Genomic DNA, 24,047 nt, shown 5'->3' with positions numbered 1-24,047 from the left:
CGGCCGCCTTGCCGTCTGCGGGCGGCGCCCCCCCCCCCCCCCCCCCCCGCGGCCGCGCCCCCCCCCCCCCCCCGGGGGGGGTGGGGGGGGGGGGGGGGGGGGGCCCCCCCCCCCACCACGGCGCCGCTGCCGGGGCTCCGCCCCGGACCCCGCTCCTCAAACGCCGGAGGGGCTGAACTTCAGCTTCGGATGGCCTCGGCCAGGGCGGCCAGGAAGGCGGCGACCGGGCCCGGGCCCGGGAGGACCAGGTCGGCCCGGGCGGCGAGCTCCGGCACCTCCGCGGAGCCACTGCACACCAGCAGCCCCGGCAGGCCGTCGGCCCGGCCCTTCTCCACGGCCGAGAACGCCGCCAGGTCACCCAGGTCGTCGCCCGCGTACAGCACTGCCTCCGCGTCCCGCTCCGCCAGGAACTCGGTCAGGGCGACGCCCTTGTCCATGCCGGGGGGCCTCAGTTCCAGCACCGCACGCCCCGGCTCGACCATCAGCCCGTGCCGCGCCGCGAGCTCCGCCAGCGGCTCCCGCAGCGCCGCGAAGGCCGCCGCCGGGTCCGCCGCCCGGCGGGTGTGCACGGCCAGTGCCCGGCCCTTCTCCTCGATCCAGGTGCCGCGCCAGGCCCCGATGGAATCCAGGAACCCGGGCAGCTCCGCCCGGACCGCCGCCACCCCGGGGTGCTCGGCGGGCGCGTGGACGATGCCGCTGACCGCGTCCCACCGTTCGGCTCCGTAGTGGCCGAGGACGACCAGGTGCTGCAGGCCGGGGACGCCGGCGAAGCCCCCGTAGCGGACGGCGACGCCCGCCGGCCGTCCGGTGATCACCGCCACCGAGTCGACCTCGGGGGCGAGTGCGGACAGGGCCGGGACGGCTCCGGGGTGGGCTCGGGCCTGGTCCGGGTCCGGGACGATGTCGGCGAGGGTGCCGTCGAAGTCCAGGGCGACCACGGACCGGCGGGGTGCGCGGAGCAGGGCTTCGAGTCCCTCGCGTCCGGCTGCGGTGACGGGCATCGGCAGGTCGTGCGGATGACTCCCCATACGCACGACCCTAACGGCCGGGCGGTGCCACGGCTACGGCTATCGCCGGGCTCGCTGGGCCTCTCGGATCCTGCGCAGCCGGTTCACCGTGCCCGGGGCGTGCGCCAGGGCCCGCGGGTCGTCCATCAGTGCATTGAGCAACTGGTAGTAGCGGACGGGGGTCATCCCCAGCCCTTCCCGGATGGCCCGTTCCTTGGCTCCGGGCCCGGGCCAGGTGCGTCCCTCGTACGCGAGCACCGCGGCCTCCGTGGCCGTCAACTGCCCCTCGTCCGTCATACCGCCAGATTAACGCCGCGCTCTGACACCCGGCCCGCCGCCACCGGTCAGCGCGGGTCGGACGCGCGGGCGGCCCTGGCGATCTGCTCCAGCACCTTCGCGGGCTGTCCGCCGGGCTGGACGGTCTTGCCGATGTTCTGCTTGATGTCCTCGCTGACGCCCGCCCAGGACTTCTTGCCGACCGGGTACAGCCGGGAGCTGGGCAGTGCCGTGAGGAAGGGCTTCAGCTGCGCGGACGAGCCGCCGGTGGCGGCCTGCTTGGCCTGGTAGCCGCTGGTGGTGGCGGGCAGCAGGTCGTACTTCTCGGTGAAGGCCGTCACGTTCTTCGGCTGGTACAGGAAGTCCAGGAACTTGCCGGATTCCTGGCGGTGGCCGTTCTTGAAGGCCATGATCCAGTCCGCCACGCCCATCGCGGGCTGGTCGCTGCCGTCGGAGGTGGGTAGCGGCACCATGCCGAACTTCACACCCTTGGCCGCGGCCTGCTTGAGCAGTGTCGGGTGCCCGTTGAGCATGCCGACCTCGCCCTTGGTGAAGCCGTCGAAGGCGGCCTGCCGGTCCAGCTTGCCGGGCTCCACGGGGCCGGTCAGCCCCTGGCCGACCATCTTGTCCCGCAGGAACTCCAGCGCCTTGACGTTGGGGGCGGAGTCGATCGCGTACGACTCCTCGTTGTCGGTGTAGCCGCCACCGCCCGCGAGCATCCACATCATCGTCTCGGCCTGCGCCTCCTCGCGGCCCAGCGGCAGCGCGAAGGGGGTGGGCACGTTCGCGGCCTTGAGCTTCTTGGCCGCGGCTTCGAGGTCCGCCCAGCTCTTCGGCTGCCATCCCTTGGCGTCCTTGCCGATCACACCGGCGTCGGCGAGCAGCTTCTCGTTGTAGAAGAGCAGCCGGGTGCTGGAGACGAAGGGCATGCCGTACTGGACCTGCTTGACCTTGCCGGCGTCCGCGAGCGGCCCGAGGAAGTCGGCCTCGGTCTTCACGGAGAGCAGCTCTTCCGCCGAGTACAGCTTGCCGGCGGCCGCGTAGTCGGAGTAGGCGCCGATCTGGGCTATGTCGGGGGCCTTGCCGGCCTTGACCATCTCGGCGACCTTGGCGTCGACCTCGGACCAGGAGTAGACGCTGACCTCGACCTTGGTGCCCGGGTTGGCCTTCTCGAAGCCCGTGGCGAGGTCCTTCCAGTACGCCTCGGAGGAGTTCTGCGGATTGTCCCCGTAGTCAGCCGCCACGACCCGCAGGGTCACCTCGTTGTCTCCGGTGAGCCCGTCGAGGGCTCCGCAGCCCGTCAGCGTCACGGCAGTCAGGCACAGCACGGCGCCGGACGCGGCCAGGCTCAGGTAACGGCCCTTCACAGTTCTCCATCCACGACTTCTTGTACGTACGATCCACGTAAGGTCTACACCACTTTGGCGGCTCGTCCACATCGAGCTCCCGACCCGGGTCCCGAATTTGTATGGCCGCTCAACAATCTCCCTCATTGGACTAGACCTTTCCCCGCCGAGCACGCGAGACTGTCTCTGTGAAACCCGTGAAACACGTCATCGCCCTCGATGTGGGCGGCACCGGGATGAAGGCCGCCCTCGTCGCCGAGGAGGGCAACCTGCTCCACGAAGCGCGCCGGGCCACCGGCCGCGAGCGGGGCCCCGACGCCGTCGTCGAGACGATCCAGGACTTCGCCGCCGAGCTGCTCGACATCGGCCGGGAGCGCTTCGGACGGCCCGCCTCGGCCGCCGGCATCGCCGTCCCGGGCATCGTCGACGCCGAACACGGGATCGCCGTCTACGCGGCGAACCTGGGCTGGCGCGACGTACCGATGCGCGCCCTGCTCAGCAACCGCCTCGGCGGCATCCCCGTGGCCCTCGGCCACGACGTGCGCACGGGTGGACTCGCCGAGGGCCGCATCGGCGCCGGCCGGGGAGCCGACCGCTTCCTCTTCGTCCCGCTCGGCACCGGCATCGCCGGAGCCATCGGCATCGCCGGCCGCATCGAGGCCGGCGCCCACGGCTACGCGGGCGAGATCGGGCACATCGTGGTGCGCCCGGGCGGCCCCGCCTGCGGCTGCGGCCAGCACGGCTGCCTGGAGACCCTCGCCTCCGCCGCGGCCGTCAGCCGCGCCTGGGCCGCGGCCTCCGGCGACCCGGAGGCCGACGCCGCGGACTGCGCCAAGGCCGTCGCGTCCGGGGACGCGCGCGCCCGGGAGGTCTGGCTGGCCGCCGTCGGCGCCCTCGCCGACGGACTGGTCACCGCGATCACCCTGCTGGACCCGCGCACGCTGATCATCGGCGGCGGGCTGGCGGAGGCCGGGGAGACCTTGTTCACACCACTACGGACGGCCGTGGAGGAGCGCGTGACGTTCCAGCGGCTCCCCCACATCGTTCCGGCTGCCCTCGGGGACACCGCCGGATGCCTGGGCGCAGGTCTGCTCGCCTGGGACCTACTCGCCACGGAGGTACCTGCCTGATGTCCGGAAGCGCGCACAGCACTGTTCTTTCGGGCGCCAGGGTGGTGCTGCCCACCGGAACGGTGGCGAACGGCAGGGTCATCGTCGACGGCGACCGCATCGCCGGCAGCGCCCACGAGGGTGCGCTGAGCGTCGACCTGTCCGGGCACTGGATCGTCCCCGGCTTCGTCGACATGCACAACCACGGTGGCGGCGGCGCCTCGTTCACCTCCGGCACCGCCGAGGACGTCCTCAAGGGGGTCCGCACCCACCGCGAACACGGCACCACCACCCTGGTCGCCTCCACCGTCACCGGGGACCTGGACGAACTCGCCCGGCGGGCCGGGCTGCTCGCCGAACTGACGCAAGCGGGCGAGATCGCCGGCATCCACTTCGAGGGGCCGTTCATCAACCCCTGCCGCAAGGGCGCCCACAAGGAGGACCTGCTCCGCGACCCCGACCCGGCCGAGGTCCGCAAGCTCATCGACGCCGCGCACGGCGCCGCCCGCATGTTCACCCTCGCCACCGAACTGCCGGGCGGCCTGGACTCCGTACGACTGCTCGCCGAACACGGGGTCATCGCGGCGATCGGCCACACGGACGCCACGTACGAGCAGACGCGCGCCGCCATCGACGCGGGCGCGACCGTGGCCACCCACCTCTTCAACGCGATGCCGCCCCTCGCCCACCGCGAACCCGGCCCGATCGCCGCGCTGCTGGAGGACGAGCGGATCACCGTCGAGCTCATCAACGACGGCACCCACCTGCACCCGGCGGCACTGGAACTGGCCTTCCACCACGCGGGCGCGCACCGCGTCGCGCTGATCACCGACGCGATGGACGCGGCCGGCTTCGGCGACGGGACCTACCACCTCGGCCCGCTGGAGGTCGAGGTCAAGCACGGCGTGGCACGGCTGGTGGAGGGCGGCTCCATCGCCGGATCGACACTGACCCTGGACACCGCCTTCAAGCGCTCGGTGACCCTCGACAAGCTGCCGGTGGAGTCCGTGGTCCAGGCGATCTCCGCCAACCCGGCCAAGCTGATCGGCCTGTACGACGAGATCGGCTCGCTGGAGCCCGGCAAGTACGCGGACCTCGTCGTGCTGGACGCCGCGTTCGACGTCAAGGGAGTCATGCGCCGCGGCGAATGGATCGTCAGCCCGCCCTCCTGACCGCCGGTCTGACGGCCGGGCGGCTGTGCGGAGGGAACCGGGCGACCCCGGAACCGGGCCGACCGCCCGCTCCCCCGGCTACCGCTGGAAGGTACCCCCTGGCATGATCCCGGCAGCATCAGACCCGGGAGTACCCATGATCCTTACCGTGACGCTCAACACGGCGCTCGACGTCACGTACCGCGTGCCGCGGCTGCTCCCGCACGCCTCGCACCGGGTCTCCACCGTCACCGAACGCCCCGGCGGCAAGGGGATCAACGTCGCGCACGTCCTGGCCGCCCTCGGGCACGAGGTGACCGCGACGGGCTTCGCCGGCGGCCCCGTCGGCTCCGTCGTACGGGAGTTGCTTGCGCAGTCGTCGGGGGCGGTCGACGCCCTTGTGCCCTGCGCGGGCAACACCCGCCGCACGGTCGCCGTCGCCGACGCGACCTCCGGCGACACCACGCAGTTCAACGAGCCGGGCCCGCAGATCACCGCCGCCGAGTGGGCGCGGTTCCTGGCCCGCTACGAGGACCTCGTGCGCGGCGCCCGCGCGGTGGCCCTGTGCGGCAGCCTCCCGCCGGGCGTGCCGGTGGGCGCGTACGCGCTGCTCGTACGGTCGGCCCGCGCGGCCGGGGTGCCCGTACTGCTGGACACCAGTGGCGAGGCCCTGCGCCGCGGAGTGGCCGCCCGCCCGGAGATCATCAAGCCGAACGCCGCCGAACTGGCCGAGCTCACCGGATCCCGCGACCCGCTCCCCGCCACCCGCGACGCCCGCCGCCGGGGCGCCCACGCGGTGGTCACCTCGCTCGGCCCGGCCGGCCTGCTGGCCTGCACCGCCGAGGGCGCCTGGCGGGCGGCCCCGCCGCACCGACTGTCCGGCAACCCGACCGGAGCAGGCGATTCCGTGGTCGCCGGCCTGCTGTCCGCACTGGCGGAGGGCCTGGACTGGCCGGAACGCCTCACCCGCGCGGTCGCCCTCTCGGCGGCCACCGTCCTCGCCCCGGTGGCGGGGGCCTTCGACCCCGGCGTCTACGAGGAGTTGCGACACTCCGTGCGCGTCACCGACGGTGACTGACCGCTCCGCGACGAAGACTGAACATCCGTCACGGTGCCGTGTGGACGACGCCCTTGACTGCAGCACGACGGAAACAGGCCCTGCCGCACGGGTGCGGCAGGGCCTGATGTGTCTCCGGGGGCGTCCGTCCCCGCCGTCAGCGCCGTCAGCGCTTGTGGCCCGAACCCAGCTCCAGCTGGTCGAAGACGACGTCGCACTGGTTGCCGGCCTCGCACGAGATCCTCATCGTGTTCGTGCCCTTCTTGAGGGTGATGAACGCGAAGGTGCGCGTCCAGCCCTTCTCCCAGGCGCCGTCCGCCGCCTTGGCGAAATTGTCCAGGTTCAGCGACTGGTTCGGGCTCTGCCCGTTGACCGTGAGGGTCGCCTTGCCGGGCTTGCCGGGAACGCCGTAGTTGACGAACAGCGTGTATTCACCCGCCTCCGGCACGTCCACCGTCCAGGTGAGCGCCGCACCGGTCTGGTTGAAGCCGGCGACGTACTGGCCGCCCGAGCTCTTCGAACCGGGCACCGTGCTCTCCAGCCGCGCACCACCGGTCAGCACCATGCCCGCGCCGGCCGCCTCGCCCTTGGGGAGCGGGGCCTGCGAGGGCTTCGGGCTGCTGCTCGGGGCCGGGCTGGCCGGGTTCTGGGGAGCCGCCGACTGCTGGCCGTCGTTCGCAGTGGGCTGTTCCCCACCCTTGCCCTTGTCCTTGTCACCGAACTGCAGGGCGGCGACGATGCCGATCACGACGACGGCGACGACCGCGACGGCCGCGATCAGCAGACCGCGACGGCTGGAGCCACCGCCGCCGCCACCGTGACCGCCCGGGTGCGGAGTCGCCTGGGTCTGGTGCTGCGGGGGGTGCGCCTGCTGCGGAACGCCGTAGCCGCCGGCCTGGAGCGCTTCGGGGGCCTGGTACTGGGCCTGGTAGCCCGGGCCCTGCTGCGGGACGGGTCCGCGCTGGCCGCCGTTCCTGCGCTCGCCGACCGTCCGCACCTGGTGGTGCGAGGTGCGCGGGACGCCGGGCTGGGGACCGTGGTGACCGCCGGCCGACGCGCCGGGGTAGCCGTATCCACCGCCCGATGCGGGCGGGGTGGCTCCGGCCGCCTGGCCGTCCTCGTAGAGGTAGCCGAACGGATCGTCGTCCTCGGGCTTGTTCGCCCCACCGTACGGGCCGTTGTTCGCGGGCGTCGTCATCGCAGGTCACTCCTTTCGACCCCCGGGAGCCTACCCCGAACAGGTGCGCCCACGAGCGGCAGACCGCCTCATCCCGCCCGGCGATGGGCCTTCGACCGGGACCTTTTCTCGATGTACATCCGTTGATCGGCGGAGCGCAGCACCTCGTCGGCGGACATCCCGCAGCTGGCCCAGCCGATGCCGAAACTGGCCCCGACACGCACCGCACGGCCGTCTACCCGGATCGGCGGGATGATCGCGTTGCGCAGCCGGACGGCGAGGTCGGCGGCGTCGGCGGCGCCCAGGCCGTCGGCCAGGACGACGAATTCGTCACCACCCAGCCGGGCGACGGTGTCACCGTCCCTGACGCCGGTCGTCAGCCGCCGGGCCACCTCGATCAGGACCGCGTCGCCCGTGTGGTGCCCGAACCGGTCGTTGATCGACTTGAAGCCGTCCAGGTCGCAGAAGAGGACCGCGAGCCCCTTCGTCCCGTCGTCGACGTCGGTCGCGGGCGCCACCGTGTGCACGTGGTGGTCGTACGGGCCGTCCGACGGGGCGGGCGGCGCCCCGGGGAATTCGAAGGGGTCGGCCCCGGCGTACCGGTCGGGGCCGTCGGCATGAAACCCGTGCTCACCGGCACCACCCGCCTCCGCCCCCACCGGGTGCCCGTCGTACCCCGCGTGCGCCGCATGCCCCCCGTGCGGCCCGTGCGCGGCGTGCCCGTCGTATCCGTCGCGCCCCTCGAAGGCCGCGTCCAGCGCCTCGATCGCGCTGGCCCGTACGGACTGTGGCCTACGGCACAGCCGGGCGCCGAGCCGGGCCCGCAGCTCGGCACTGTTGGGCAGGCCGGTCAGCGAGTCGTGGCTGGCGCGGTGGGCGAGCTGGAGCTCGTGCCGCTTGCGCTCCTCGATGTCCTCGACGTGCGTGAGCAGGAACCGGGGCCCGTCGGCGGCGTCGGCGACGACGGAGTTGCGCAGCGAGACCCATACGTACGTGCCGTCGCGGCGACCGAGCCGCAGCTCGGCGCGGCCGCCCTCGGCGGAGGTGCGCAGCAGGGTGCCGATGTCCTCGGGGTGGACCAGGTCGGAGAAGGAGTAGCGGCGCAGGACGGAGGCGGGCCGGCCGAGGAGGCGGCACAGCGCGTCGTTGGTCCGCAGGAGCCGGCCGTGCTGGTCCCCGCCCATCTCGGCGATCGCCATGCCGCTGGGCGCGTACTCGAAGGCCTGGCGGAACGACTCTTCGCTGGCGCGCAGCGCCTGCTGCTCGCGCTCCAGCCGGACGAGGGCGCGCTGCATGTTCGCCCGGAGCCTGGCATTGCTGATCGCAATCGCCGCCTGGAAGGCGTACATCTGGAGCGCTTCGCGGCCCCAGGCGCCGGGCCGGCGGCCGTTGCGCGGTCTGTCCACCGAAATGACACCCAGAAGTTCCCCGCCGGACGCGTACATGGGTGCGTAGAGCCGGTCCTCGGGGTGCCACTCGTCCTCGAACCGCGGATCGGGGCCGTCGGTGTGCCACTGGGGCACGTCGTCCTCCATGAGGACCCAGCCCTCGGTGTGCGGGATGAACCTGAGCCCGTCCCAGTTCTCACCCATCGTCAGGCGGCGCTCCCAGGAGGCGCGGGAGCCGACGCGGCCGGTGATGAGGGCCTCCGCAGCAGGATCGCCGGCGAAGGCAGCGACGACGAGATCACCGTCCGGGCGAACGAGGTTGACACAGGCGAGTTCGTAGCCGAGCCCCACGACGATGCCGTCCACGACGGTCTGCAGGGTGTCCGCCAGGCTCCGGGCTGTATTGAGCTCGGCCACCACCCGATGCAGCTGCCGCAGGGTCGCAAGACGGACGTACGGCTCCGACTCGGTCTCCATTGCTCGCTCTCCCCGAGACCTCGACAGCAACTCCAGGTTTGTCATCGGCGTTTCGTTGCGGTGTCCCGTCCACTGAATCACAGTGAGCTGTGCGGCAGGTACACAGGGTCAACAAATCTTGCCCTCTGTGACTCAAGTCACATCAGGTGAATATCGGTGCGCAACGGGCCCGTACACCGACTGGGAGCGCTCCCCCACATTCTCGAGAGCAAACGATACGCCCGGGCCTAGGCCAAGGGGCGGGGGCGCGACTCGGACCAGGGCCCGATGTGCGGCGCGGAAGGGCGAGATTAGCGTTTCAGCGTGCTGAAGACGACCCCCGTACCCGCCCCGTCCCACGGAACCCCGCATGCTGAGGGAGTGAGCAATGACGAGTTCCGGGCCGCGATGTCCCGGCTGGCGGCGGGCGTGTGCCTGATCACCGCGCACGAGCCCCCACTGGCGGCGGACGGCCCGCGCGGCGAGGACGTCGGCATGACGGCGACCGCCTTCATGTCCGTGTCCCTGGACCCGCCGCTGGTCCTGGTGAGCCTGCGCGAGGGCTCCCGGATGGACGACCTGCTGGCGGAACAGCCCCTGTGGGCGGTGTCGGTCCTCGCCGACCACCAGCTCCAGGTGGCGGGCCGCTTCTCGATGAAGGGCCGCATCAGCGACCGGCTGCTCTTCGCCGACCTGCCGTACGTCCGCGGCGAGGCCTCCGGGGCGCCGCTGCTGAACGGCGCCCTGGCCACCTTGGAATGCCGTACGGAGAACCGCGTCGAGGCGGGCGACCACACCCTGGTCGTCGGCCGGGTCCTCACGGCCGCCCTGCCGTCCCCGGACGGGCAGCCGCTGGCGTACTTCCGCGGGCGCTACCGGCACCTGGGCGCTTAAGACGGGCACGGGCGGGACTACCAGTCCCGGCCCGTGCGGCCGCGCTTGGTCTCGGCCCGCGCCTTCTTCTCGCGCAACCGGCGCTCATTGATCCCGCGCGGGATCTTCGTCGGCCGGCGCTGCTTCGGCGGCGGCGCCGTCGCCTCGGCCAGCAGCGAAGCCAGCCGGACCAGCGCCATCTCCCGGTTGCGCAGCTGCGAGCGGTGCTCGGAGGCCCGTACGGTCACCACCCCGTCCACCAGCTTCGCCGCGAGCCGCTCCAGCGCCCGCTCCTTCCACACCTCGGGCAGCGCCTTGGTGGCCGCCAGGTCGAACAACAGCTCCACGCGCGAGTCCGAGGTGTTCACGTGCTGACCACCCGGCCCCGAGGACCGCGAGAACCGCCAGGCGAGCTCCCCCTCGGGAAGCACGACGGAACCGCGGATGACATAAGGACCAGGCATGCCCCTATGATCCGCCCCCGGCGCGGCCGCCGTCACCCGTATTTACCGCCTCCGCATTCGACACCCGGAGATTCCCCGTCACAGACAATTCACGACGGGAACCCGACCGGCCTCTCGTCGCGTTATAGGGGGCAGCGGTAGTTTGACCGCCTGTACGTGCATGTTGGATGAGGAAAGGGACAATCCCATGGCTGTCAGCCTGTCCAAGGGCGGCAACGTCTCGCTCTCGAAGGAGGCCCCGGGCCTCGCTGCCGTCACGGTCGGCCTCGGCTGGGACGTCCGTACGACGACCGGTGTCGACTTCGACCTCGACGCCTCGGCCATCGCGGTCAACCCGACGGGCAAGGTCGTCTCCGACGGCCACTTCGTCTTCTTCAACAACAAGTCCACCCCGGACCAGACCATCGTCCACACCGGTGACAACCGCACCGGCGAGGGCGCGGGCGACGACGAGGCCATCAACGTCAACCTCGCCGGCCTCCCGGCCGACGTGGACAAGATCGTCTTCCCGGTCTCCATCTACGACGCCGAGGCCCGCAGCCAGAACTTCGGCCAGGTCCGCAACGCGTACATCCGCGTCGTGAACCAGGCCGGCGGCGCCGAGATCGCCCGCTACGACCTCTCCGAGGACGCGGCGACCGAGACCGCCATGGTCTTCGGCGAGCTCTACCGCAACGGCGCCGAGTGGAAGTTCCGCGCCGTCGGCCAGGGTTACGCCTCCGGCCTCACCGGCATCGCGCAGGACTTCGGCGTCAACGTCTAAGACCGCCCGGTCCGGCACCCGCCGGACAACAGCGCTGGTGAAGCCCCCTCCCGGCCGTCCGGGGAGGGGGCTTCGCTACCGTTCGACAGGTGATCCTGCAACCGCTCGTCCCCGTCGACGGCGCCCTTCCCGGCCCGGTGCTCACCGAGATCGCCGCTCTCTACTCGACGAACCACGCGTTCTTCGAACTCAGCGGAGACTTCCCCGATCCGGACCGCATCACGGTCGAACAGGTCGCCGCCGCGCTCGCCGGTGAACTCGCCCACGACAGCGCCGAGGTGCTCCTCGCACGGTCCGCCGGACGCCTCGTCGGGCTGGCCGCCACCCTCGCGCAAGCACCCGCCGCCGACGACCCGGACCCGTGGATCGGCCTGCTGCTCATCGACGCCACCGCGCACCGCGAGGGGTACGGCCGCACCGTGGCCACCCTGGTCGAGGACCGCTTCCGCGCCGCCGGACGCGCGGGCGTCCGCATCGCCGTACTGGACAACAACCCCGAGGCCCTCGCCTTCTGGCAGTCCCAGGGGTACGTCACCCTCCGCAAGGCCAAGGACCGCGAGCTGGGCCGCGACTGCACCGTGCTGCGCAAGCCGCTCGAAGCCCCGTAGCGGACCGGGACGCTACTTCGGCCGGTCCTTCCCGTACACCCACACGTCCCAGACCTCCTTCAGGTCCTGCCCGGTCTTCTTCTCGGCGTAGGCGGTGAACTCGGCTGTGTTCGCGTTCCCGTGGCGGTGGTCGGTGGCCCAGCCGCGCACCAGGTCGAAGAACTTCTCGTCGCCGACCTCCTGGCGGATCCGGTGCAGGGCCATCGCGCCGCGGTAGTACACCGGAGCCGCGGTGATCTCCTCGGGCCCGGGCGGGGAGGCCGGCGGGAAGGCGTCCCAGTCGACACCGGCGTCCCCGTCCACGTCCGTGTCGCCGTCCAGGAACGCCTCGAAGTGCTGCTGCGCCGTGGGCCCGCCGTGGTCCTCGGCCCACAGCCACTCGGCATAGGTCGCGAAACCCTCGTTGAGCCAGATGTCCTTCCAGGACTTCGGCGACACCGAATTGCCGAACCACTGGTGCGCGAGCTCGTGCACGACGAGCTCCTCGTCCTCGGGCGCACCGGAGTAGACGGGCCGGCCCTGGGTCTCCAGCGCGTAGGTGAGGGTCCCGGCGGGCACCACGATCGCACCCGCCGTGGCGAAGGGGTACGGGCCGAACCGGCCCGCGCTCCAGTCCACCATCTCCGGCAGCCGCGTGAGCGGACCGGTGCTCGCGGCCTCTTCCCCGGGCGCCACGGCACTGTAGAGGCCGATCCCCGAGGGCGTCCGCCCGGTCGTCACCCGGTACCGCCCGACGGCGGCGGTCGCCAGATAGCTCGCCATCGGCTCCGGACTGTGCCACGCGAAGACGGTCCGCCCGTCCGCGTCCTCGGTACGGGAGCGCAACTCTCCGTTCGACACCGCCTCGTAGCCGCGCGGAACGGTGAGGGTGATGTCGTACGCGGCCTTGTCGCTGGGATGGTGGTTGCCGGGGAACCAGGTCATCGAACCGACCGGCTCGCCGACGGCGACCGCACCGTCCTCCGTGGTGATCCAGCCCTCCTTGGCGCCGTCCGGATCCGCGAGGGACTTCGGCTTCCCGCTGTAGTCGACCTCCGTACGGAAGACCTCGCCCTTCTTCAGGTCCTCGGCGGGGCGCACGGTCAGCTCGGTGCCGGTCCGGTTGTACCGGGCCCCCTCGCCCTGGACGGTCACGCCCTGGACGTCCAGGCCGCTGAGGTCCAGGTTGAAGGAGCTGAGCGCCTGCTCGGCGCGGGCCGTGATCACGGCCGTGCCGTGCAGCTGCCCGTCGGCGGGGTCGTAGTCCAGGTCCAGCGCGTAGTGGTCGACCTGGTAGCCGCCGTTCCCGGCCCGGGGGAAGTACGGGTCGCGCAGCCCCGACGCACCCGGCCGCCCCTGCACCGTTTCCCCCGTACACCCCGTGGTGAGGGCGAGCAGGACGGCGACGGCAGGGGCGGCGAGGCGGGAGAGGGCACGGAGTTCCACGCACTCGATCCTAGGCGGGCCGGCTCCGCGGGTTACTTGCCGAGCGCGTCCACGCCCGCCTTGGCGAACTTCTCGTCCAGGTCACCGCTCGGGGCGCCGGCCACGCCGACACCGGCGACGGGCGCGCCGTTCGCCTGGACCGGGGTGCCACCACCGAGGAAGAGGGTGCCGGGGATGTCCTTCAGGTTCGGGGTCTGGGCGAGGCGGCCCACGAGGACCGAGGTCGGGGCGTTCCAGGACACGGCGGTGAAGGCCTTGCGCTGCGCCGACTCGTAGGACTGCGGACCCGCGCCGTCGCCGCGCAGGGTGACGATGGTGTTGCCGTTGCGGTCGACGACCGCGACCGTCACCTTCTGGTTCTCGGACTCGGCGGCCTTCAGCGCGGCCTGGGCGGCGCGGGTCGCGGCATCGACGGTGAGGTGCGTCGTCGTGGTGAAGTTCTTGTCGCCCGCCCCGTCCTTCTTCGAGGAGACCGAGGCGACGGACGCCGAGGCGACGTCGGAGGCGGGGGTCGCGCTGGCGCTCACGGCTCCGAAGGTTCCGGCGCCCAGGGCGACGGCGAGGGCGGTACCGGTGAGAACGCGGGTGCGGGTGTTCATCTCTGCTCCTGAGAACGGTGGCACGGGTGCGCGGGGGCACGGGGCACGGGGTCGGCACGGGGCGCTCCGGGCCGGTCGGACCGGCTCCTTCACTGCTCCAAGCCTCGGCCCGGAACCCCCTGCGCCCCGTCCCCGTACCGGCTCGCCCCGCCCACCGGACCGGATGACCCCGGGGTCATCCGATCGGTCGATGCGGCCCGCCTCCAGCGAGGTATTTCCTGGTCAAGACCCCCTCCACCCCCTCCACCCCCACCACCCCCACAGTCGCCCCCTCCCGCAGCCCGCCGCCGCCGGCCCCTCAACCCCGCCGCTCCCGCAGCCCCGCAGGCCCCTTCCAGCCCTGCCGGCGCTTAGGGCGCGGGGCCCGGGGCGGGGCCCCGGCAACGGCGCCGCGGGCGACAATGAACGGACCCTTCGCAAACCAGGAGCAACCGGTGAGCCACCCCGCCAGCAACCCGGACACCCGAACACTGGCCACGGTCGCCCACACCGCGTTCTTCCTCCTCCTCGGCGCCTCCCTGATCCGCTTCCTCCTCCGCCACCCCGGCGAACCCCGCACCCCGTGGATCATCGCCCTCAGCATCACGCTGGCCCTGCTCTACGTACTCGGCCCCGCCCTCGGCGCCGCCCCCACCGCCCGGCGGCTGCTGTGGCTCGGCCTGGTCGTCACCACCTGGATGGTCCTGGTCGTCCTCGCGCCGAGCTTCGCCTGGTGCGCGGTACCGCTGTTCTTCACCGCCCTGCGCACCCTCCCGCCGCGCGCCGCCATCGTCCTCGTGGCCCTCCTCACCGGCTTCGTGGTGATCGCTCAGCTCCAGCTGGCCAAGTCCTTCGACCCCAACCTGCTGCTGGCCCCGCCCGCCGTCGCCGCCCTCGCCACCGCCGTCTTCGTCCACATGGAACGCCAGGCCCGGGCCCAGCGCACCCTCATCGACGACCTGATCCGCACCCGCCGCGAGCTGGCGGCCACCGAGCGCCGCGAAGGCACCCTCGCCGAACGGCAGCGGCTGTCCATGGAGATCCACGACACCCTCGCCCAGAACCTGTCCAGCCAGCAGATGCTGCTCCAGGCCGCCGACCGCACTTGGGAGACCGACCCGGCCACCGCCCGCGCGCACGTCCGTACCGCCACCGGCATCGCCGCGCACGGCCTCGCCGAAGCCCGCCGGCTCGTCCACGACCTGGCCCCGCCCGAGCTCGCCGATGGAGCCGGCCTCGCCGAAGCCCTGCGCTCCCTCGACGCCGGCCCGGACATCGAGGTCCGGTTCCACCTCGAAGGCACCGCGGCCCCGCTCCCCGACCGCGTCCAGTCCGCCCTGCTGCGCATAGCCCAGGGCGCGCTGGCCAACGTCCGCGAACACTCCGGCGCGCGCACGGCCGCCCTCACCCTGAGCTTCCTGGGAGACCAGGTCGTCCTGGACGTCGCCGACGACGGCCACGGCTTCACGGAGCCCCGCACCCGCACCCACACAAGCACCGGCACCGGCACCGGCACCGGCACCAGCACCGACACCCGCTCCGGCTCCGTCGACCGCGGGCACGGCCTCCCGGCCATGCGGGCCCGCGTCCGCCAGCTCGGCGGCACCCTGACGATCGAATCCACGCCGGGCGAGGGCACCGTCCTCTCCGCGGCCATCCCCCTGGAGCCGGCCCCATGACCACGATCCTCCTCTGCGACGACCACGTGGTGGTCCGCGCCGGGCTCCTGGCCCTGCTCGGCAGCGAGCCCGACATCGAGGTCCTCGGCGAGGCGGGCAGCGGCGAGGAGGCCGTCGCCCTCGCCGCGAAGCTCCGCCCCGACGTGGTCCTGATGGACCTCCAGCTGGGCGAGGGCATCGACGGCGTCGAGGCGACCCGCCGCATCACGGCGCTCCCCCGGCCCCCGCACGTCCTGGTCCTCACCACCTACGACACCGACGCGGACATCACCCGCGCGATCGGCGCCGGCGCCACCGGCTACCTCCTCAAGGCCGAACGCCCGGAGGAACTCTTCGCCGCCATCCACTCCGCGGCCCAGGGCCGCACCACCCTGTCCGCACCGGTGGCCAGCCGGGTCATGGCCCACATGCGCGGCACCCGCCCCACCCTGACCGACCGCGAACTCGACATCCTCGGCCAGCTGGCCCGGGGCCTGGGCAACCGCGACATCGCCCGCGCCCTGTTCATCAGCGAGGCCACCGTCAAGACCCACCTGGGCCGCATCTACGACAAGCTCGGCGTCGACACCCGCGCCGGCGCGGTCTCCGTGGCCAAGGAACAGCGCCTCCTGCCCTGACACCCGAGGTGAACGCCCCCGGCACCCGTGACACCATCAGCTACGTGCTCGACATCGGCTACTCCCTCTCCCGGCGCTTCCCGGACCCCCCGCAGACCGACTACCGCTCCGCGGACGTCCACGCCCTGCGGCACGACCTGTTCTGCGGGGACGTCTACCTCGCCGACACCAACGCGGACCGGGAAGTGTCCACAGCCTGGGGATGGGTGCCCGTACTGGACTTCGCGTGGGCCCTGTGCGACATCGTCGAGCAGCTCGACAAGGACCCCCGCGGCAACCGCTCCGCCCACCGGCAGTTCGCCGAACTCGACTTCACCGAGTCCACGGACCGGATGCTCTTCGAGCGCCGCTTCGGTTGGGTCGACGTCGAGGCCGACTGGATGCCGGCCGAGGAAGCCCCGCTGACCTTCAGCCACCGCCTGCTGCGCCGCGAGGCCCGCGACTTCCTGCACGACCTCATCGCTGACCTGATCGACATGCACGACGGCCTCGCCGACAACCCGGCCATCTGGACCCTCCAGGCCCGCTTCCCCCGCGTCCCGGCGTAGGCCGGCTCCCCCGGCCCGTCCCCCGGCCCGCCCTCCGGGGCGGTCAGTGCCGCGGCGGGCCCGTTGTCACCCCCGTCGGGCCGATCGGCCCGACCGGCCCGACCGGCCCGGCGGACAGGAATTCCCGGAACACCTGGCTGGAACGCGGGTTCTGCCCGCACTGCCACACACCGTGCGGGCAGTAGTCGGTGATGCTCTGGTAGAGCGGCTCGTGCTCGGCGAACCAGGCCAGCATGCCCCGCACGTACTCCGGATTGTCGCCGTGCCGGAACAGCCCCCATTCGGGGTACGAGATCCGCTTGCCGTGCGCCTTCGCGAAGTCGACCTGCTGCTGGAGTCCGTAGGGCTGGGTGACCTGCTCGTCGAAGGTCCGGCCGGGCTCCTGGTCGTAGGAGTCCATGCCGATGATGTCGACCACGTCGTCGCCGGGATAGCAGCTGGTCCAGGCGACCGCGTCCCTCCCGCGGTTGGGGGCGTAGTCGAAACGGAACCGCTGGCCCTCCACCGACCGCATGGCGGCCACGATGCGCCGCCAGTACGTCTTCCAGTTCTGGGGATCGGGACTGCACCGGTGGGTGTAGTCGAAGCCGTTCATCTCCCAGCCGAGCACGATCACCGTGTCCGGCACCCCGAGGTCGACCAGACGCCTCGCCAGCCGCTGGAAGTGGTGGTCGTTCGCACCCCGGGCGCCGGAGCGGATCAGCTCGGCGACCCGGTCGTCGGCAACACGGGCCTCGTTGTGTTCCTGCATGGGCACGTTCAGCACGAACAGCCGGTCGGCCTTCTCCTTTCGCCACCGTGCCCAGGCCTGCAGGAAATACGGTTCCCCCTCGATGTTCAGCCAGGTGTCGCTGGGCAGATAGGTGTGCCCGGCGCGCAGCTCGGTACCGCCGAGCCAGTGCGAGAGTTCTTCCATCCGCTCGACGCCGGGCGAGTCGTAGTGGAGATAGGCGCCCACGGCGACCCCCGTGACCTCGGCGCCCTCCGTCCCCGCGCTCCCTCCGGCCCCCTCCCGCAACGGCGGGCTCCCGAAGAAGCCCCCCACGACGAGCAGGCCGACGGCGACCGAACTGGCGCAGGCACCTGCCAACCAGCGGCTCCGACGGGACATGCCACCTCCACAGGCCTCGCGCACCGACGTCTCTGCCTGCGACGTTAAGCACCCCACCCGACACCCCGCCCGTCCAGGCGTCCGCCCGCTCGGCCATTCGCCGCAACCGCAGGGCCCGGGAGCAGCGCCCCGCTCTCCCAGCCCCGCCGGCGTTTGAGGCGCGGGGGCTCGGGGGGCAGCGCCCCCGGGCGGCGCCGCACCCGACCCACGGGCCCGCTACGGAACCACCCGCACCCCCAGCTGGGAAGCAAGCGCCGGGGCCAGGTCGAACAGCTGCGCCGGGCTGATCACCGCACCGGTCAGCGCATCCACCCCCCGCGCGATCTCCAGCACGGACGCCTCCCGTAGATCCACGTCCACCATCCGCACCCCGCTGAAATCCACCCCCCGCAGCACACAGTCCCGGAACTCCACCCGCTCCAGCACCGCTCCCGCGAAGTCCGGCTCCACCAGCACGCACCCCTCGAAGACCACGTCCTTGAGGCGCGCCTTCCGCAGGTTCAGGTAGTCGATCTTGCCCCCGCGGACCACCACCCGCTCCAGCACCGCCCCGTGCAGCTGCACCCCGCCCAGCCGCGCGTCCACCACCTCCACGTCCCGCAGCGAAGCCCCCGACAGGTCCGTCCCCACCCCCCGGACCCCCTCCAGCACCGAATCCAGGACCCTCGCCTTCGCCAGCCCCGCCTCGTCCAGCGCACACCGCCGCACCGCGCAGTCCATGAACCGGGACCCGATCCCCTCCTGCCCCACCAAGTCGAGATCCGCGAACTCCAACCCGTCGTAGTCCCCGTCCGGCTCCAGCCCGTCCCCCTCCCACACCGTCAACTCGGGCAACCTCAGCTCCGGCCGCCGCGCCGCCCTGACCGTCTCCTGCTGCCCTTTGCGCGCCATGCCCCCATCGTGAACCAGCCCACTGACAACAGCCGCCAAAGCCAGCCCTTGACCTCAACCGCGCTCGAGGTCGCACCGTGGTCGTCATGCCCACCATGCGAGCCATCCGCCTCCACGCCTTCGGCCCCGCCGAGAACCTCTCCTACGAGCACACCGACGCTCCCGTCCCCGCCCCCGGTCAGGTCCGCATCGCCGTCGCCGCCGCCGGCGTGCACCTCCTCGACACCAGCCTCCGCCAGGGCATCCAGGGCCCGCCCGCCCCGCTCCCCAAGCTCCCGACCATCCCCGGCCGCGAGGTCGCCGGCACCGTCGACGCCCTCGGCCCCGGCACCGACCCCGCCTGGCTCGGCCGAACCGTCGTCGTCCACCTCGGCTTCGCCCCCGGCGGTTACGCCCAGTACGCCGTCGCCGACGCCGACCGCCTGCACCCCGTACCGCCCGGCCTCGACCCCGCCGAAGCCGTCGCCATGATCGGCACCGGCCGCACCACCCTCGGGATCCTGCAGTTCGCCGACCTCGGCCCGGACTCGGTCGCCCTGGTCCCCGCCGCCGCCGGCGGCATCGGCACCCTCCTCGTCCAGTACGCGGTCAACGCTGGCGCCACCGTCATCGCCCTCGCCGGCGGCCCCGCCAAAACCGCCCGGGCCGCAGCGAACGGCGCCCACCTCGCCCTCGACTACACCGACCCCACCTGGCCCGACGCCGTACGCGCCCACCACCCCGACGGCGCGACCGTCCTCTTCGACTCCGTCGGCGGCGAAACCGCCCGCACCGCCCTCGGCCTCCTCGCCCCCGGCGCCCGACACCTCGTCTTCGGCTGGTCCGGCGGCCCCCTCCACCTCACCGACGCCGAACGCGCCGACCTCGACGCCCGCGCCATCACCACCCGGAGCGTCCTCGGCCCCACCATGCTCCAGCAGGTCGGCGCGCCCGACCCCCTGCGCGTCCTGGAAACCCGCGCCCTCGCCGAGGCCGCCGCAGGCCGCCTGCGCCCCGCCCTGACCCGCTACCCGCTCGCCGAAGCCGCCACCGCCCACCACGACCTGGAAACCCGCGCCACCACCGGCAAGGTCGTCCTGGAACCCTGACCGCCCCGCCCGTGTCCGCAACGGGGGCACGGCACGGAAGTAGTAGGCGAGACGACCTACAGGCGACGGCCCGGCACGTGCCCGAGGACCACCGGCCCTTTTGCTCCCGTCCCGAGAATCATTGCGAATCACGCAGGACAGGGAGCCCGCACCCGCACCATCCTGGTCGGGACTTGTCCGCTGGTGGGAGGGGAACGGCAATGACACGGCGACTCCGGTTCATCGGCACCAACTCCGGCACCAACTCCGGCAACGACGGATGCCCGACCCTGTACGAGGACCTGGACACCGGGGAAGTTCTGGTCCAGGGCAACGCCGTGACCGACCCCGACGACGTGGCACAGCTCCGGAACGTCAAGGACGGGGAGGGTTTCGTGGTCGTCCCGCGCGTGCTCCTCGCCGACTTCTCCCCCAGGGACGTGGAAAGGACGCCCGTGCTGATCGGCTTCGAGGAGTTCGCCGGCATGTTCCGGACCTTCGCGCACACGGCCTGGCGCCTGGAGACGCGGCGCCGCTACAAGTCGGACGAGGAGACCGAGACGTACCAGCGGTTCATCCGGGGCGAAGACGCCGGCTGGGACCTGGACGACCCCTGGTGCGCGTCCCGGCGGGAACAGTCCGCCCTGGGCAAGCGCTTCGAGCGGGTACGGATCGCCGACAACCCGCCCACCCCCGGCCAGCGCTATCTGCTCGACAACGCCCGCCGCAACAGCGCGGTGGGCGAGGACATCCGCAACCTGTGGCGCTCCGAAGCCGAAGCACTGCAACTCCCCGAGGAGGACTTCTGGCTCTTCGACTCCCGGGTCATCGCCCGGCTCCACTTCGATGACGACGACGTGATGACCGGCGTCGAGCTGGTCACGGACCCCGTCGAGGTGGCCCGCGCGTGCCAGGTCCGGGACGCCGCGTGGCACCACGCCGTCCCGTACGAGACCTTCGCGGAACAGGTGCCGTCCGCCGGGTGAGCACCGACTTCCAACAGGCAAGGGTTGCCCTCGGTGCGCGGCTGCGCGAGCTGCGCACCGATCGGCGTCTCACCGGCCGCCAGTTGGCGGTCCTCCTCGGCTGGCCCCAGTCCAAGATCAGCAAACTGGAGACCGGCCGCCAGACCACGACGACGGACGACCTTCTGGCGTGGGCGGAAGGCACCGGCCATCCGGAGGCCGCAGAGGAGCTGATCACCAGGCTCCGGAGCCTGGAGTCCCGGTCCCGCGCGTGGCGCAGACAGCTCGCCGCAGGCCACAAGCCCGTGCAGGACAACCTCACGGCCGAGTACGAACGCACGAGGACGTTCCACGTCTGGCAGGGCTCCACGGTCGTGGGCATGCTCCAGACCGCCGAGTACGCCCGCCACGTCTTCACCCGCTACGCCGACCTCCACCAGTCCGTCCGGGACACGGAGGAGGCCGTACGGGCCCGCGTGAGACGTCAGGAGATGCTGTACGAGCCGGGGCGCACGTTCCACATCGTGATGTGGGAGGCCGCGCTCCACGCTCTCGTGTGCCCTCCCCCCGTACTGGCCGCCCAGCTCGACCGCCTTGCGGGCGTGCTTGGACTGGACACCGTCTGCCTGGGCATCGTCCCGTTCGGCGCCTCCCTGAAGATCCCGCCCGCCAACGGGTTCTGGCTGTACGACGACCGCCTGGTGATCGCGGAGGACTGGCACGCGGAACTCTGGCTGGACGACGCGGACAGCGTGGCCGTGTACCGGAAGGTCTGGCAGGCGCTCTCCGAGTCCGCGGTCTACGGTGCGGACGCCCACCGCGTGATCGCCCGCGCCCGGCGCGCTCTCGACACCGTCTGAGAATCCCCTGGAAGATCACGGACCGGCCCGAGAATCACAGCGAATCAGCCCCCCACGGGACCGGGCTACCGGCCCTAGCGTCCCTCTCGTGGACAGCTCGCACGAACTGGAGACAGTGACCTCGAGCACGGTCGTGGAGTCGCTGCACGAATCGCTTGTGTCTGCCGGAACCGTCCTCCGCTCCCTGAATTCCTGGCGGAGGCCGGAGCCGGAGAGCGACACGTGCAGGCCTCATCGCGGGCCGGGTTGGCCCTCACCCTCACAGACTCCGCCCCGGTGCCCAGTTCACCGTTCAGCCGGGGCAGCCCACAGCACCACTCACCCCGCACGAGACGACCACCTCCCTGTCCCCGGAGGACGTGGCCGACTGGCTCCCCATGTTCGCCATCGGGCTCCAGACCCAGGGGATGTTCCCCTACCCGGAGAAGTACGACGGCGGGCGCTACACGCTCTGGCTCCGGGACACCCCGGTCACCTCCTGGGCGTCGGTGGACTTCGTACCCGGCGCGGAGGAGTTCGAGGTCTACCAGTCCGGGCCCAGGGAGCTTTGGGGTGAACTCACGGCGGCCCACGCCTGGTGGGACGACCAGGGCCGACCGGAATTCGAGCGGTTCGGCCTCACGGTCACCCCGGACGGAGCCACCTGGGCCTGGCTCGACTCCCCGGAGCACCCAGTCCCGGCCGTCGGGTAGCCATCCCGCTCGCCCGCCCGGTGCCCTCTCCTCACGGTCCCGGGCGGGCGTCCGGCAGTTACTCCGCCCCGCCCAGCTTGCGGAGCGCGTCGTCCGTCAGACGGTTCACGGTCCACTCGTCCATTGGCACGGCCCCAACTGATCGATAGAAGTCGATGGCAGACGAATTCCAGTCGAGGACCGACCACTCCAGTCGCTCGTACCCCCGCTCCACACAGGTCCGCGCCAACTCCTTCAGCAGCGCCTTGCCGTGACCACCACCGCGCACGCCCGGCCGCACGTACAGGTCCTCCAGATAGATCCCGTGCACCCCGCGCCACGTCGAGAAGGACAGGAACCACATCGCGAAGCCCACGACCTCCCCGTCCTCCGTCTCCGCGACGTGCGCGAACACCGCCGGGCTCGCCCCGAACAGCGCCGCCCGCAGCTGCTCCTCGGTGGCCCGCGCCTCGTGCGGCACCTTCTCGTACTCCGCGAGATCGCGGATCATCGCGTGGATGGCGGGCACGTCGTCGACTTCAGCGCTACGGATCATGCCCGCAGCCTAGGGCCGAGCACCTCGCCGACCGTCAACTGGTCCTCGTCCAGCCGCTCTTCACCGTCCGCCACGTCCCACAGGCAGTTCTGGAGCACCCGCCCCAGCGTCCAGGCCCTCGCCCGCTCCCGCTCCAGCCCCGCCACCTCCGTCAGCAGGTCGAACCGCCACCGCACGTCCCCGGCCCGGAAGTTGTTGATGATCGCCGGCATCAGATCGAAACCCGGATCGCCCGCCAAGGGCTTCGGGTCGATCGCCAGCCACGGCTCCCGGCCACCCGCCAGCACGTTCTCGTAGTGCAGGTCCCAGTGCAGCAGCCGGTCCCCCGGCTCCCCCACGACCTCCGCCACCGCCGCCGCGCAGTCCTTCAGCACCCGCCGGTCCCGCGCATCCACCAGCTGCGCCAGCGCCCGCGGCACCTCCTCCAGCATCCCGGCGGCCATCTCACCGAGCCCGCGCAACCCCGCCGGGGCGGGCACCGCCGTCAGCCGCGCCACCAACTCCCCGACCACCACCACCGCCCGCCGCGCGTCCTCCCGCGCGAACGCCGCCAGATCCCGCCCCTCGTCCAACCGCTCCAGCAGCAGGGTCCCGGTGTCCACGTCGTGCTCCAGCAGCCGCACGCACCCCTGCCCGGCCCACGCGCGCAGCGCGACCGGCTCCCCCACGCTCTCCTCGTCCACCGACACCAGCTTCAGCACGGCCCCGCTGCCGTCGGCCCGCTCCACCGGCAACACCAGGGCCGTCACCCCGTGCATCACCGGCCCGGTCCGCCGCAGCCCCCACTGCTCCAGAAATCGCGCCGCCCGCCCGGGCAACGCGGCGATGAACTCCCGCCCCGCGTCCCCGTTGTACCCGACCTGCGCCTCGATCAGCCCATCCGGAATCTCGACCATCCCCCGACGGTATCCCTGGCGGGGGCTCGGCGGATTTGCGGCTCGGTGGCACGTTGCCTCGTGCCGAGGTGGGTCGCCTCAATCGCCGGCGGGGCTTTGATGGGTGGGGCGGTGCCCCGCAGGAGGGTCTCCTCGGCTCGCGCCAGGCGGCCGCGGTCCTGCCAGACGGCCTGGGTTGCGCGCTCGTCCTGCGGGGACCCTCCTCCGTGTCCCCACCCCACGGCACGGCTCCGACAGCCCGACCTTGTCCCCCTTCCCCATGAACCTGCACCGCCAACGGGGCCCCTTCTCGATGGGCCTGCACCGTCAACGGGTGAGTGGAATCCGTCCCCATGGGCTTGCACCGCCAGGGGGAGGCCCCCTTCCCCGTGCGGCTGCGGCGCCAACAGGTCAGCGGGGGGCTTCCCTGTGGGTTGTGCGGCTGAGGGGAGGGGGGACGTGGTGGGGTGTCCCCGCAGGACGAGGCGCTACCACCGAGCACAACCGAGACGTGCCCGCACGCGCCGAG

Annotated in this window: 25 protein-coding genes; 13 read left to right on the top strand and 12 right to left on the bottom strand. The window is 72.3% G+C overall.

Features of this window, described 5'->3' with window-relative positions; all coding sequences use genetic code 11:
* Positions 1-179: 179 nt before the first annotated feature.
* From otsB to ACIQK6_RS42160, 3 genes are read right to left on the bottom strand one after another with little or no spacing between them, the layout of a single operon-like run.
* A complete protein-coding gene (otsB, locus tag ACIQK6_RS42170) occupies positions 180-1,028 on the bottom strand; it encodes a trehalose-phosphatase (protein WP_329100654.1) in 849 nt (282 codons plus the stop codon).
* 39 nt (positions 1,029-1,067) lie between these two features.
* Positions 1,068-1,304: a DUF3263 domain-containing protein gene (locus ACIQK6_RS42165; RefSeq protein WP_030031449.1), complete on the bottom strand. Its 237-nt coding sequence runs from the start codon at positions 1,302-1,304 to the stop codon at positions 1,068-1,070.
* A 47-nt stretch (positions 1,305-1,351) separates the two neighbouring features.
* Complete coding sequence (locus tag ACIQK6_RS42160) at positions 1,352-2,650, bottom strand: extracellular solute-binding protein (protein WP_329100652.1); 1,299 nt, start codon at positions 2,648-2,650, stop codon at positions 1,352-1,354.
* Positions 2,651-2,826: 176 nt separating this feature from the next.
* Between ACIQK6_RS42160 and ACIQK6_RS42155 the strand changes: the two genes are divergently transcribed.
* The 3 genes from ACIQK6_RS42155 (at position 2,827) to ACIQK6_RS42145 (ending at position 5,967) form a co-directional block, all read left to right on the top strand.
* The gene (locus tag ACIQK6_RS42155; RefSeq protein WP_329107815.1) at positions 2,827-3,759 is read left to right on the top strand and encodes an ROK family protein; all 933 of its coding nucleotides are present in this window, start codon (positions 2,827-2,829) and stop codon (positions 3,757-3,759) included.
* Positions 3,759-4,910 (top strand): N-acetylglucosamine-6-phosphate deacetylase, encoded by a 1,152-nt coding sequence (gene nagA / locus ACIQK6_RS42150; protein WP_329100651.1) that lies wholly within the window; start codon positions 3,759-3,761, stop codon positions 4,908-4,910. Before ACIQK6_RS42155 ends, nagA begins: the two co-directional genes overlap by 1 nt.
* A 136-nt stretch (positions 4,911-5,046) precedes the next feature.
* Positions 5,047-5,967: a 1-phosphofructokinase family hexose kinase gene (locus tag ACIQK6_RS42145; protein ID WP_329100648.1), complete on the top strand. Its 921-nt coding sequence runs from the start codon at positions 5,047-5,049 to the stop codon at positions 5,965-5,967.
* Positions 5,968-6,112: 145 nt separating this feature from the next.
* Here ACIQK6_RS42145 and ACIQK6_RS42140 read toward each other — a convergent pair whose 3' ends face one another.
* Together ACIQK6_RS42140 and cdgB are read right to left on the bottom strand one after the other, a co-directional pair.
* The gene (locus ACIQK6_RS42140; RefSeq protein ID WP_329100646.1) at positions 6,113-7,144 is read right to left on the bottom strand and encodes a CBM35 domain-containing protein; all 1,032 of its coding nucleotides are present in this window, start codon (positions 7,142-7,144) and stop codon (positions 6,113-6,115) included.
* Between the two features lie 68 nt (positions 7,145-7,212).
* Complete coding sequence (cdgB, locus tag ACIQK6_RS42135; protein ID WP_329100644.1) at positions 7,213-8,988, bottom strand: diguanylate cyclase CdgB; 1,776 nt, start codon at positions 8,986-8,988, stop codon at positions 7,213-7,215.
* A gap of 303 nt (positions 8,989-9,291) precedes the next feature.
* Here cdgB and ACIQK6_RS42130 point away from each other — a divergent pair, with 303 nt between their 5' ends.
* Positions 9,292-9,861 carry a flavin reductase family protein gene (locus tag ACIQK6_RS42130; protein WP_329100642.1) on the top strand — a complete coding sequence of 190 codons (570 nt, stop codon included), beginning with the start codon at positions 9,292-9,294 and terminating at the stop codon, positions 9,859-9,861.
* Positions 9,862-9,878: 17 nt separating this feature from the next.
* Here the strand turns inward: ACIQK6_RS42130 and arfB are convergent, their stop codons facing one another.
* Positions 9,879-10,304 carry an alternative ribosome rescue aminoacyl-tRNA hydrolase ArfB gene (gene arfB / locus ACIQK6_RS42125; protein WP_030009237.1) on the bottom strand — a complete coding sequence of 142 codons (426 nt, stop codon included), beginning with the start codon at positions 10,302-10,304 and terminating at the stop codon, positions 9,879-9,881.
* A gap of 187 nt (positions 10,305-10,491) precedes the next feature.
* Between arfB and ACIQK6_RS42120 the strand changes: the two genes are divergently transcribed.
* On the top strand, positions 10,492-11,067 hold the full coding sequence (locus ACIQK6_RS42120) for a TerD family protein (RefSeq protein ID WP_030009238.1): 576 nt from the start codon (positions 10,492-10,494) through the stop codon (positions 11,065-11,067).
* A gap of 89 nt (positions 11,068-11,156) precedes the next feature.
* Positions 11,157-11,675 (top strand): GNAT family N-acetyltransferase, encoded by a 519-nt coding sequence (locus ACIQK6_RS42115; protein WP_329100640.1) that lies wholly within the window; start codon positions 11,157-11,159, stop codon positions 11,673-11,675.
* 12 nt (positions 11,676-11,687) lie between these two features.
* Here the strand turns inward: ACIQK6_RS42115 and ACIQK6_RS42110 are convergent, their stop codons facing one another.
* Positions 11,688-13,100, bottom strand: a complete 1,413-nt coding sequence (locus ACIQK6_RS42110) for a M1 family metallopeptidase (RefSeq protein WP_402697712.1) — start codon at positions 13,098-13,100, stop codon at positions 11,688-11,690.
* Between the two features lie 32 nt (positions 13,101-13,132).
* Positions 13,133-13,699, bottom strand: coding sequence for a heme-binding protein (locus tag ACIQK6_RS42105; protein ID WP_329100635.1), 567 nt, complete (start codon positions 13,697-13,699; stop codon positions 13,133-13,135).
* 401 nt (positions 13,700-14,100) lie between these two features.
* Here ACIQK6_RS42105 and ACIQK6_RS42100 point away from each other — a divergent pair, with 401 nt between their 5' ends.
* The 3 genes from ACIQK6_RS42100 to ACIQK6_RS42090 are packed head-to-tail and all read left to right on the top strand — an operon-like array spanning position 14,101 to position 16,522.
* Complete coding sequence (locus ACIQK6_RS42100; RefSeq protein ID WP_402697710.1) at positions 14,101-15,357, top strand: sensor histidine kinase; 1,257 nt, start codon at positions 14,101-14,103, stop codon at positions 15,355-15,357.
* Positions 15,354-15,974 carry a response regulator transcription factor gene (locus tag ACIQK6_RS42095; RefSeq protein ID WP_030727513.1) on the top strand — a complete coding sequence of 207 codons (621 nt, stop codon included), beginning with the start codon at positions 15,354-15,356 and terminating at the stop codon, positions 15,972-15,974. Before ACIQK6_RS42100 ends, ACIQK6_RS42095 begins: the two co-directional genes overlap by 4 nt.
* 44 nt (positions 15,975-16,018) lie before the next feature.
* Entirely contained in the window at positions 16,019-16,522 is a 504-nt protein-coding gene (locus tag ACIQK6_RS42090) for a hypothetical protein (RefSeq protein ID WP_329107813.1), read from the top strand.
* Positions 16,523-16,565: 43 nt separating this feature from the next.
* Here the strand turns inward: ACIQK6_RS42090 and ACIQK6_RS42085 are convergent, their stop codons facing one another.
* On the bottom strand, positions 16,566-17,633 hold the full coding sequence (locus ACIQK6_RS42085; protein ID WP_329100629.1) for a glycosyl hydrolase: 1,068 nt from the start codon (positions 17,631-17,633) through the stop codon (positions 16,566-16,568).
* Positions 17,634-17,849: 216 nt separating this feature from the next.
* The gene (locus tag ACIQK6_RS42080) at positions 17,850-18,524 is read right to left on the bottom strand and encodes a pentapeptide repeat-containing protein (RefSeq protein WP_402697708.1); all 675 of its coding nucleotides are present in this window, start codon (positions 18,522-18,524) and stop codon (positions 17,850-17,852) included.
* A 95-nt stretch (positions 18,525-18,619) separates the two neighbouring features.
* On the opposite strand from ACIQK6_RS42080, the gene ACIQK6_RS42075 reads away from it, so the two are divergent.
* The 4 genes from ACIQK6_RS42075 (at position 18,620) to ACIQK6_RS42060 (ending at position 22,108) form a co-directional block, all read left to right on the top strand.
* Positions 18,620-19,612, top strand: coding sequence for a zinc-binding dehydrogenase (locus ACIQK6_RS42075; RefSeq protein WP_402697717.1), 993 nt, complete (start codon positions 18,620-18,622; stop codon positions 19,610-19,612).
* A 200-nt stretch (positions 19,613-19,812) separates the two neighbouring features.
* A complete protein-coding gene (locus tag ACIQK6_RS42070; protein ID WP_402697706.1) occupies positions 19,813-20,577 on the top strand; it encodes a DUF6879 family protein in 765 nt (254 codons plus the stop codon).
* Positions 20,574-21,416 carry a helix-turn-helix domain-containing protein gene (locus ACIQK6_RS42065; RefSeq protein WP_402697705.1) on the top strand — a complete coding sequence of 281 codons (843 nt, stop codon included), beginning with the start codon at positions 20,574-20,576 and terminating at the stop codon, positions 21,414-21,416. The genes ACIQK6_RS42070 and ACIQK6_RS42065 overlap by 4 nt, the downstream gene beginning before the upstream one ends.
* 359 nt (positions 21,417-21,775) lie before the next feature.
* Positions 21,776-22,108 (top strand): hypothetical protein, encoded by a 333-nt coding sequence (locus ACIQK6_RS42060; protein ID WP_329100620.1) that lies wholly within the window; start codon positions 21,776-21,778, stop codon positions 22,106-22,108.
* A 58-nt stretch (positions 22,109-22,166) separates the two neighbouring features.
* Here ACIQK6_RS42060 and ACIQK6_RS42055 read toward each other — a convergent pair whose 3' ends face one another.
* Both ACIQK6_RS42055 and ACIQK6_RS42050 read right to left on the bottom strand, forming a co-directional pair.
* Complete coding sequence (locus tag ACIQK6_RS42055; protein WP_329100618.1) at positions 22,167-22,643, bottom strand: GNAT family N-acetyltransferase; 477 nt, start codon at positions 22,641-22,643, stop codon at positions 22,167-22,169.
* The gene (locus ACIQK6_RS42050; protein ID WP_329100617.1) at positions 22,640-23,539 is read right to left on the bottom strand and encodes an aminoglycoside phosphotransferase family protein; all 900 of its coding nucleotides are present in this window, start codon (positions 23,537-23,539) and stop codon (positions 22,640-22,642) included. Before ACIQK6_RS42050 ends, ACIQK6_RS42055 begins: the two co-directional genes overlap by 4 nt.
* Positions 23,540-24,047 lie beyond the last annotated feature (508 nt).

It is taken from the genome of Streptomyces sp. NPDC091682 (assembly GCF_044756625.1).
Lineage (GTDB): Bacteria > Actinomycetota > Actinomycetes > Streptomycetales > Streptomycetaceae > Streptomyces.
Note: the sequence above shows the minus strand (reverse complement) of the source record. Positions and strands in the feature narration are given on the sequence as shown.

Excerpts from the sequence above, each read along its gene's own strand:
- ACIQK6_RS42165 (WP_030031449.1), bottom strand. The coding sequence starts at position 1,304 with ATGACGGACGAGGGGCAGTTGACGGCCACGGAGGCCGCGGTGCTCGCG.
- ACIQK6_RS42070 (WP_402697706.1), top strand. The coding sequence starts at position 19,813 with ATGACACGGCGACTCCGGTTCATCGGCACCAACTCCGGCACCAACTCC.
- ACIQK6_RS42055 (WP_329100618.1), bottom strand. The coding sequence starts at position 22,643 with ATGATCCGTAGCGCTGAAGTCGACGACGTGCCCGCCATCCACGCGATG.
- ACIQK6_RS42145 (WP_329100648.1), top strand. The coding sequence starts at position 5,047 with ATGATCCTTACCGTGACGCTCAACACGGCGCTCGACGTCACGTACCGC.
- ACIQK6_RS42085 (WP_329100629.1), bottom strand. The coding sequence starts at position 17,633 with ATGTCCCGTCGGAGCCGCTGGTTGGCAGGTGCCTGCGCCAGTTCGGTC.
- ACIQK6_RS42100 (WP_402697710.1), top strand. The coding sequence starts at position 14,101 with ATGAACGGACCCTTCGCAAACCAGGAGCAACCGGTGAGCCACCCCGCC.
- nagA (WP_329100651.1), top strand. The coding sequence starts at position 3,759 with ATGTCCGGAAGCGCGCACAGCACTGTTCTTTCGGGCGCCAGGGTGGTG.
- ACIQK6_RS42105 (WP_329100635.1), bottom strand. The coding sequence starts at position 13,699 with ATGAACACCCGCACCCGCGTTCTCACCGGTACCGCCCTCGCCGTCGCC.
- cdgB (WP_329100644.1), bottom strand. The coding sequence starts at position 8,988 with ATGGAGACCGAGTCGGAGCCGTACGTCCGTCTTGCGACCCTGCGGCAG.
- ACIQK6_RS42075 (WP_402697717.1), top strand. The coding sequence starts at position 18,620 with ATGCGAGCCATCCGCCTCCACGCCTTCGGCCCCGCCGAGAACCTCTCC.
- ACIQK6_RS42095 (WP_030727513.1), top strand. The coding sequence starts at position 15,354 with ATGACCACGATCCTCCTCTGCGACGACCACGTGGTGGTCCGCGCCGGG.
- otsB (WP_329100654.1), bottom strand. The coding sequence starts at position 1,028 with ATGGGGAGTCATCCGCACGACCTGCCGATGCCCGTCACCGCAGCCGGA.
- ACIQK6_RS42120 (WP_030009238.1), top strand. The coding sequence starts at position 10,492 with ATGGCTGTCAGCCTGTCCAAGGGCGGCAACGTCTCGCTCTCGAAGGAG.
- ACIQK6_RS42050 (WP_329100617.1), bottom strand. The coding sequence starts at position 23,539 with ATGGTCGAGATTCCGGATGGGCTGATCGAGGCGCAGGTCGGGTACAAC.
- arfB (WP_030009237.1), bottom strand. The coding sequence starts at position 10,304 with ATGCCTGGTCCTTATGTCATCCGCGGTTCCGTCGTGCTTCCCGAGGGG.
- ACIQK6_RS42080 (WP_402697708.1), bottom strand. The coding sequence starts at position 18,524 with ATGGCGCGCAAAGGGCAGCAGGAGACGGTCAGGGCGGCGCGGCGGCCG.
- ACIQK6_RS42140 (WP_329100646.1), bottom strand. The coding sequence starts at position 7,144 with ATGACGACGCCCGCGAACAACGGCCCGTACGGTGGGGCGAACAAGCCC.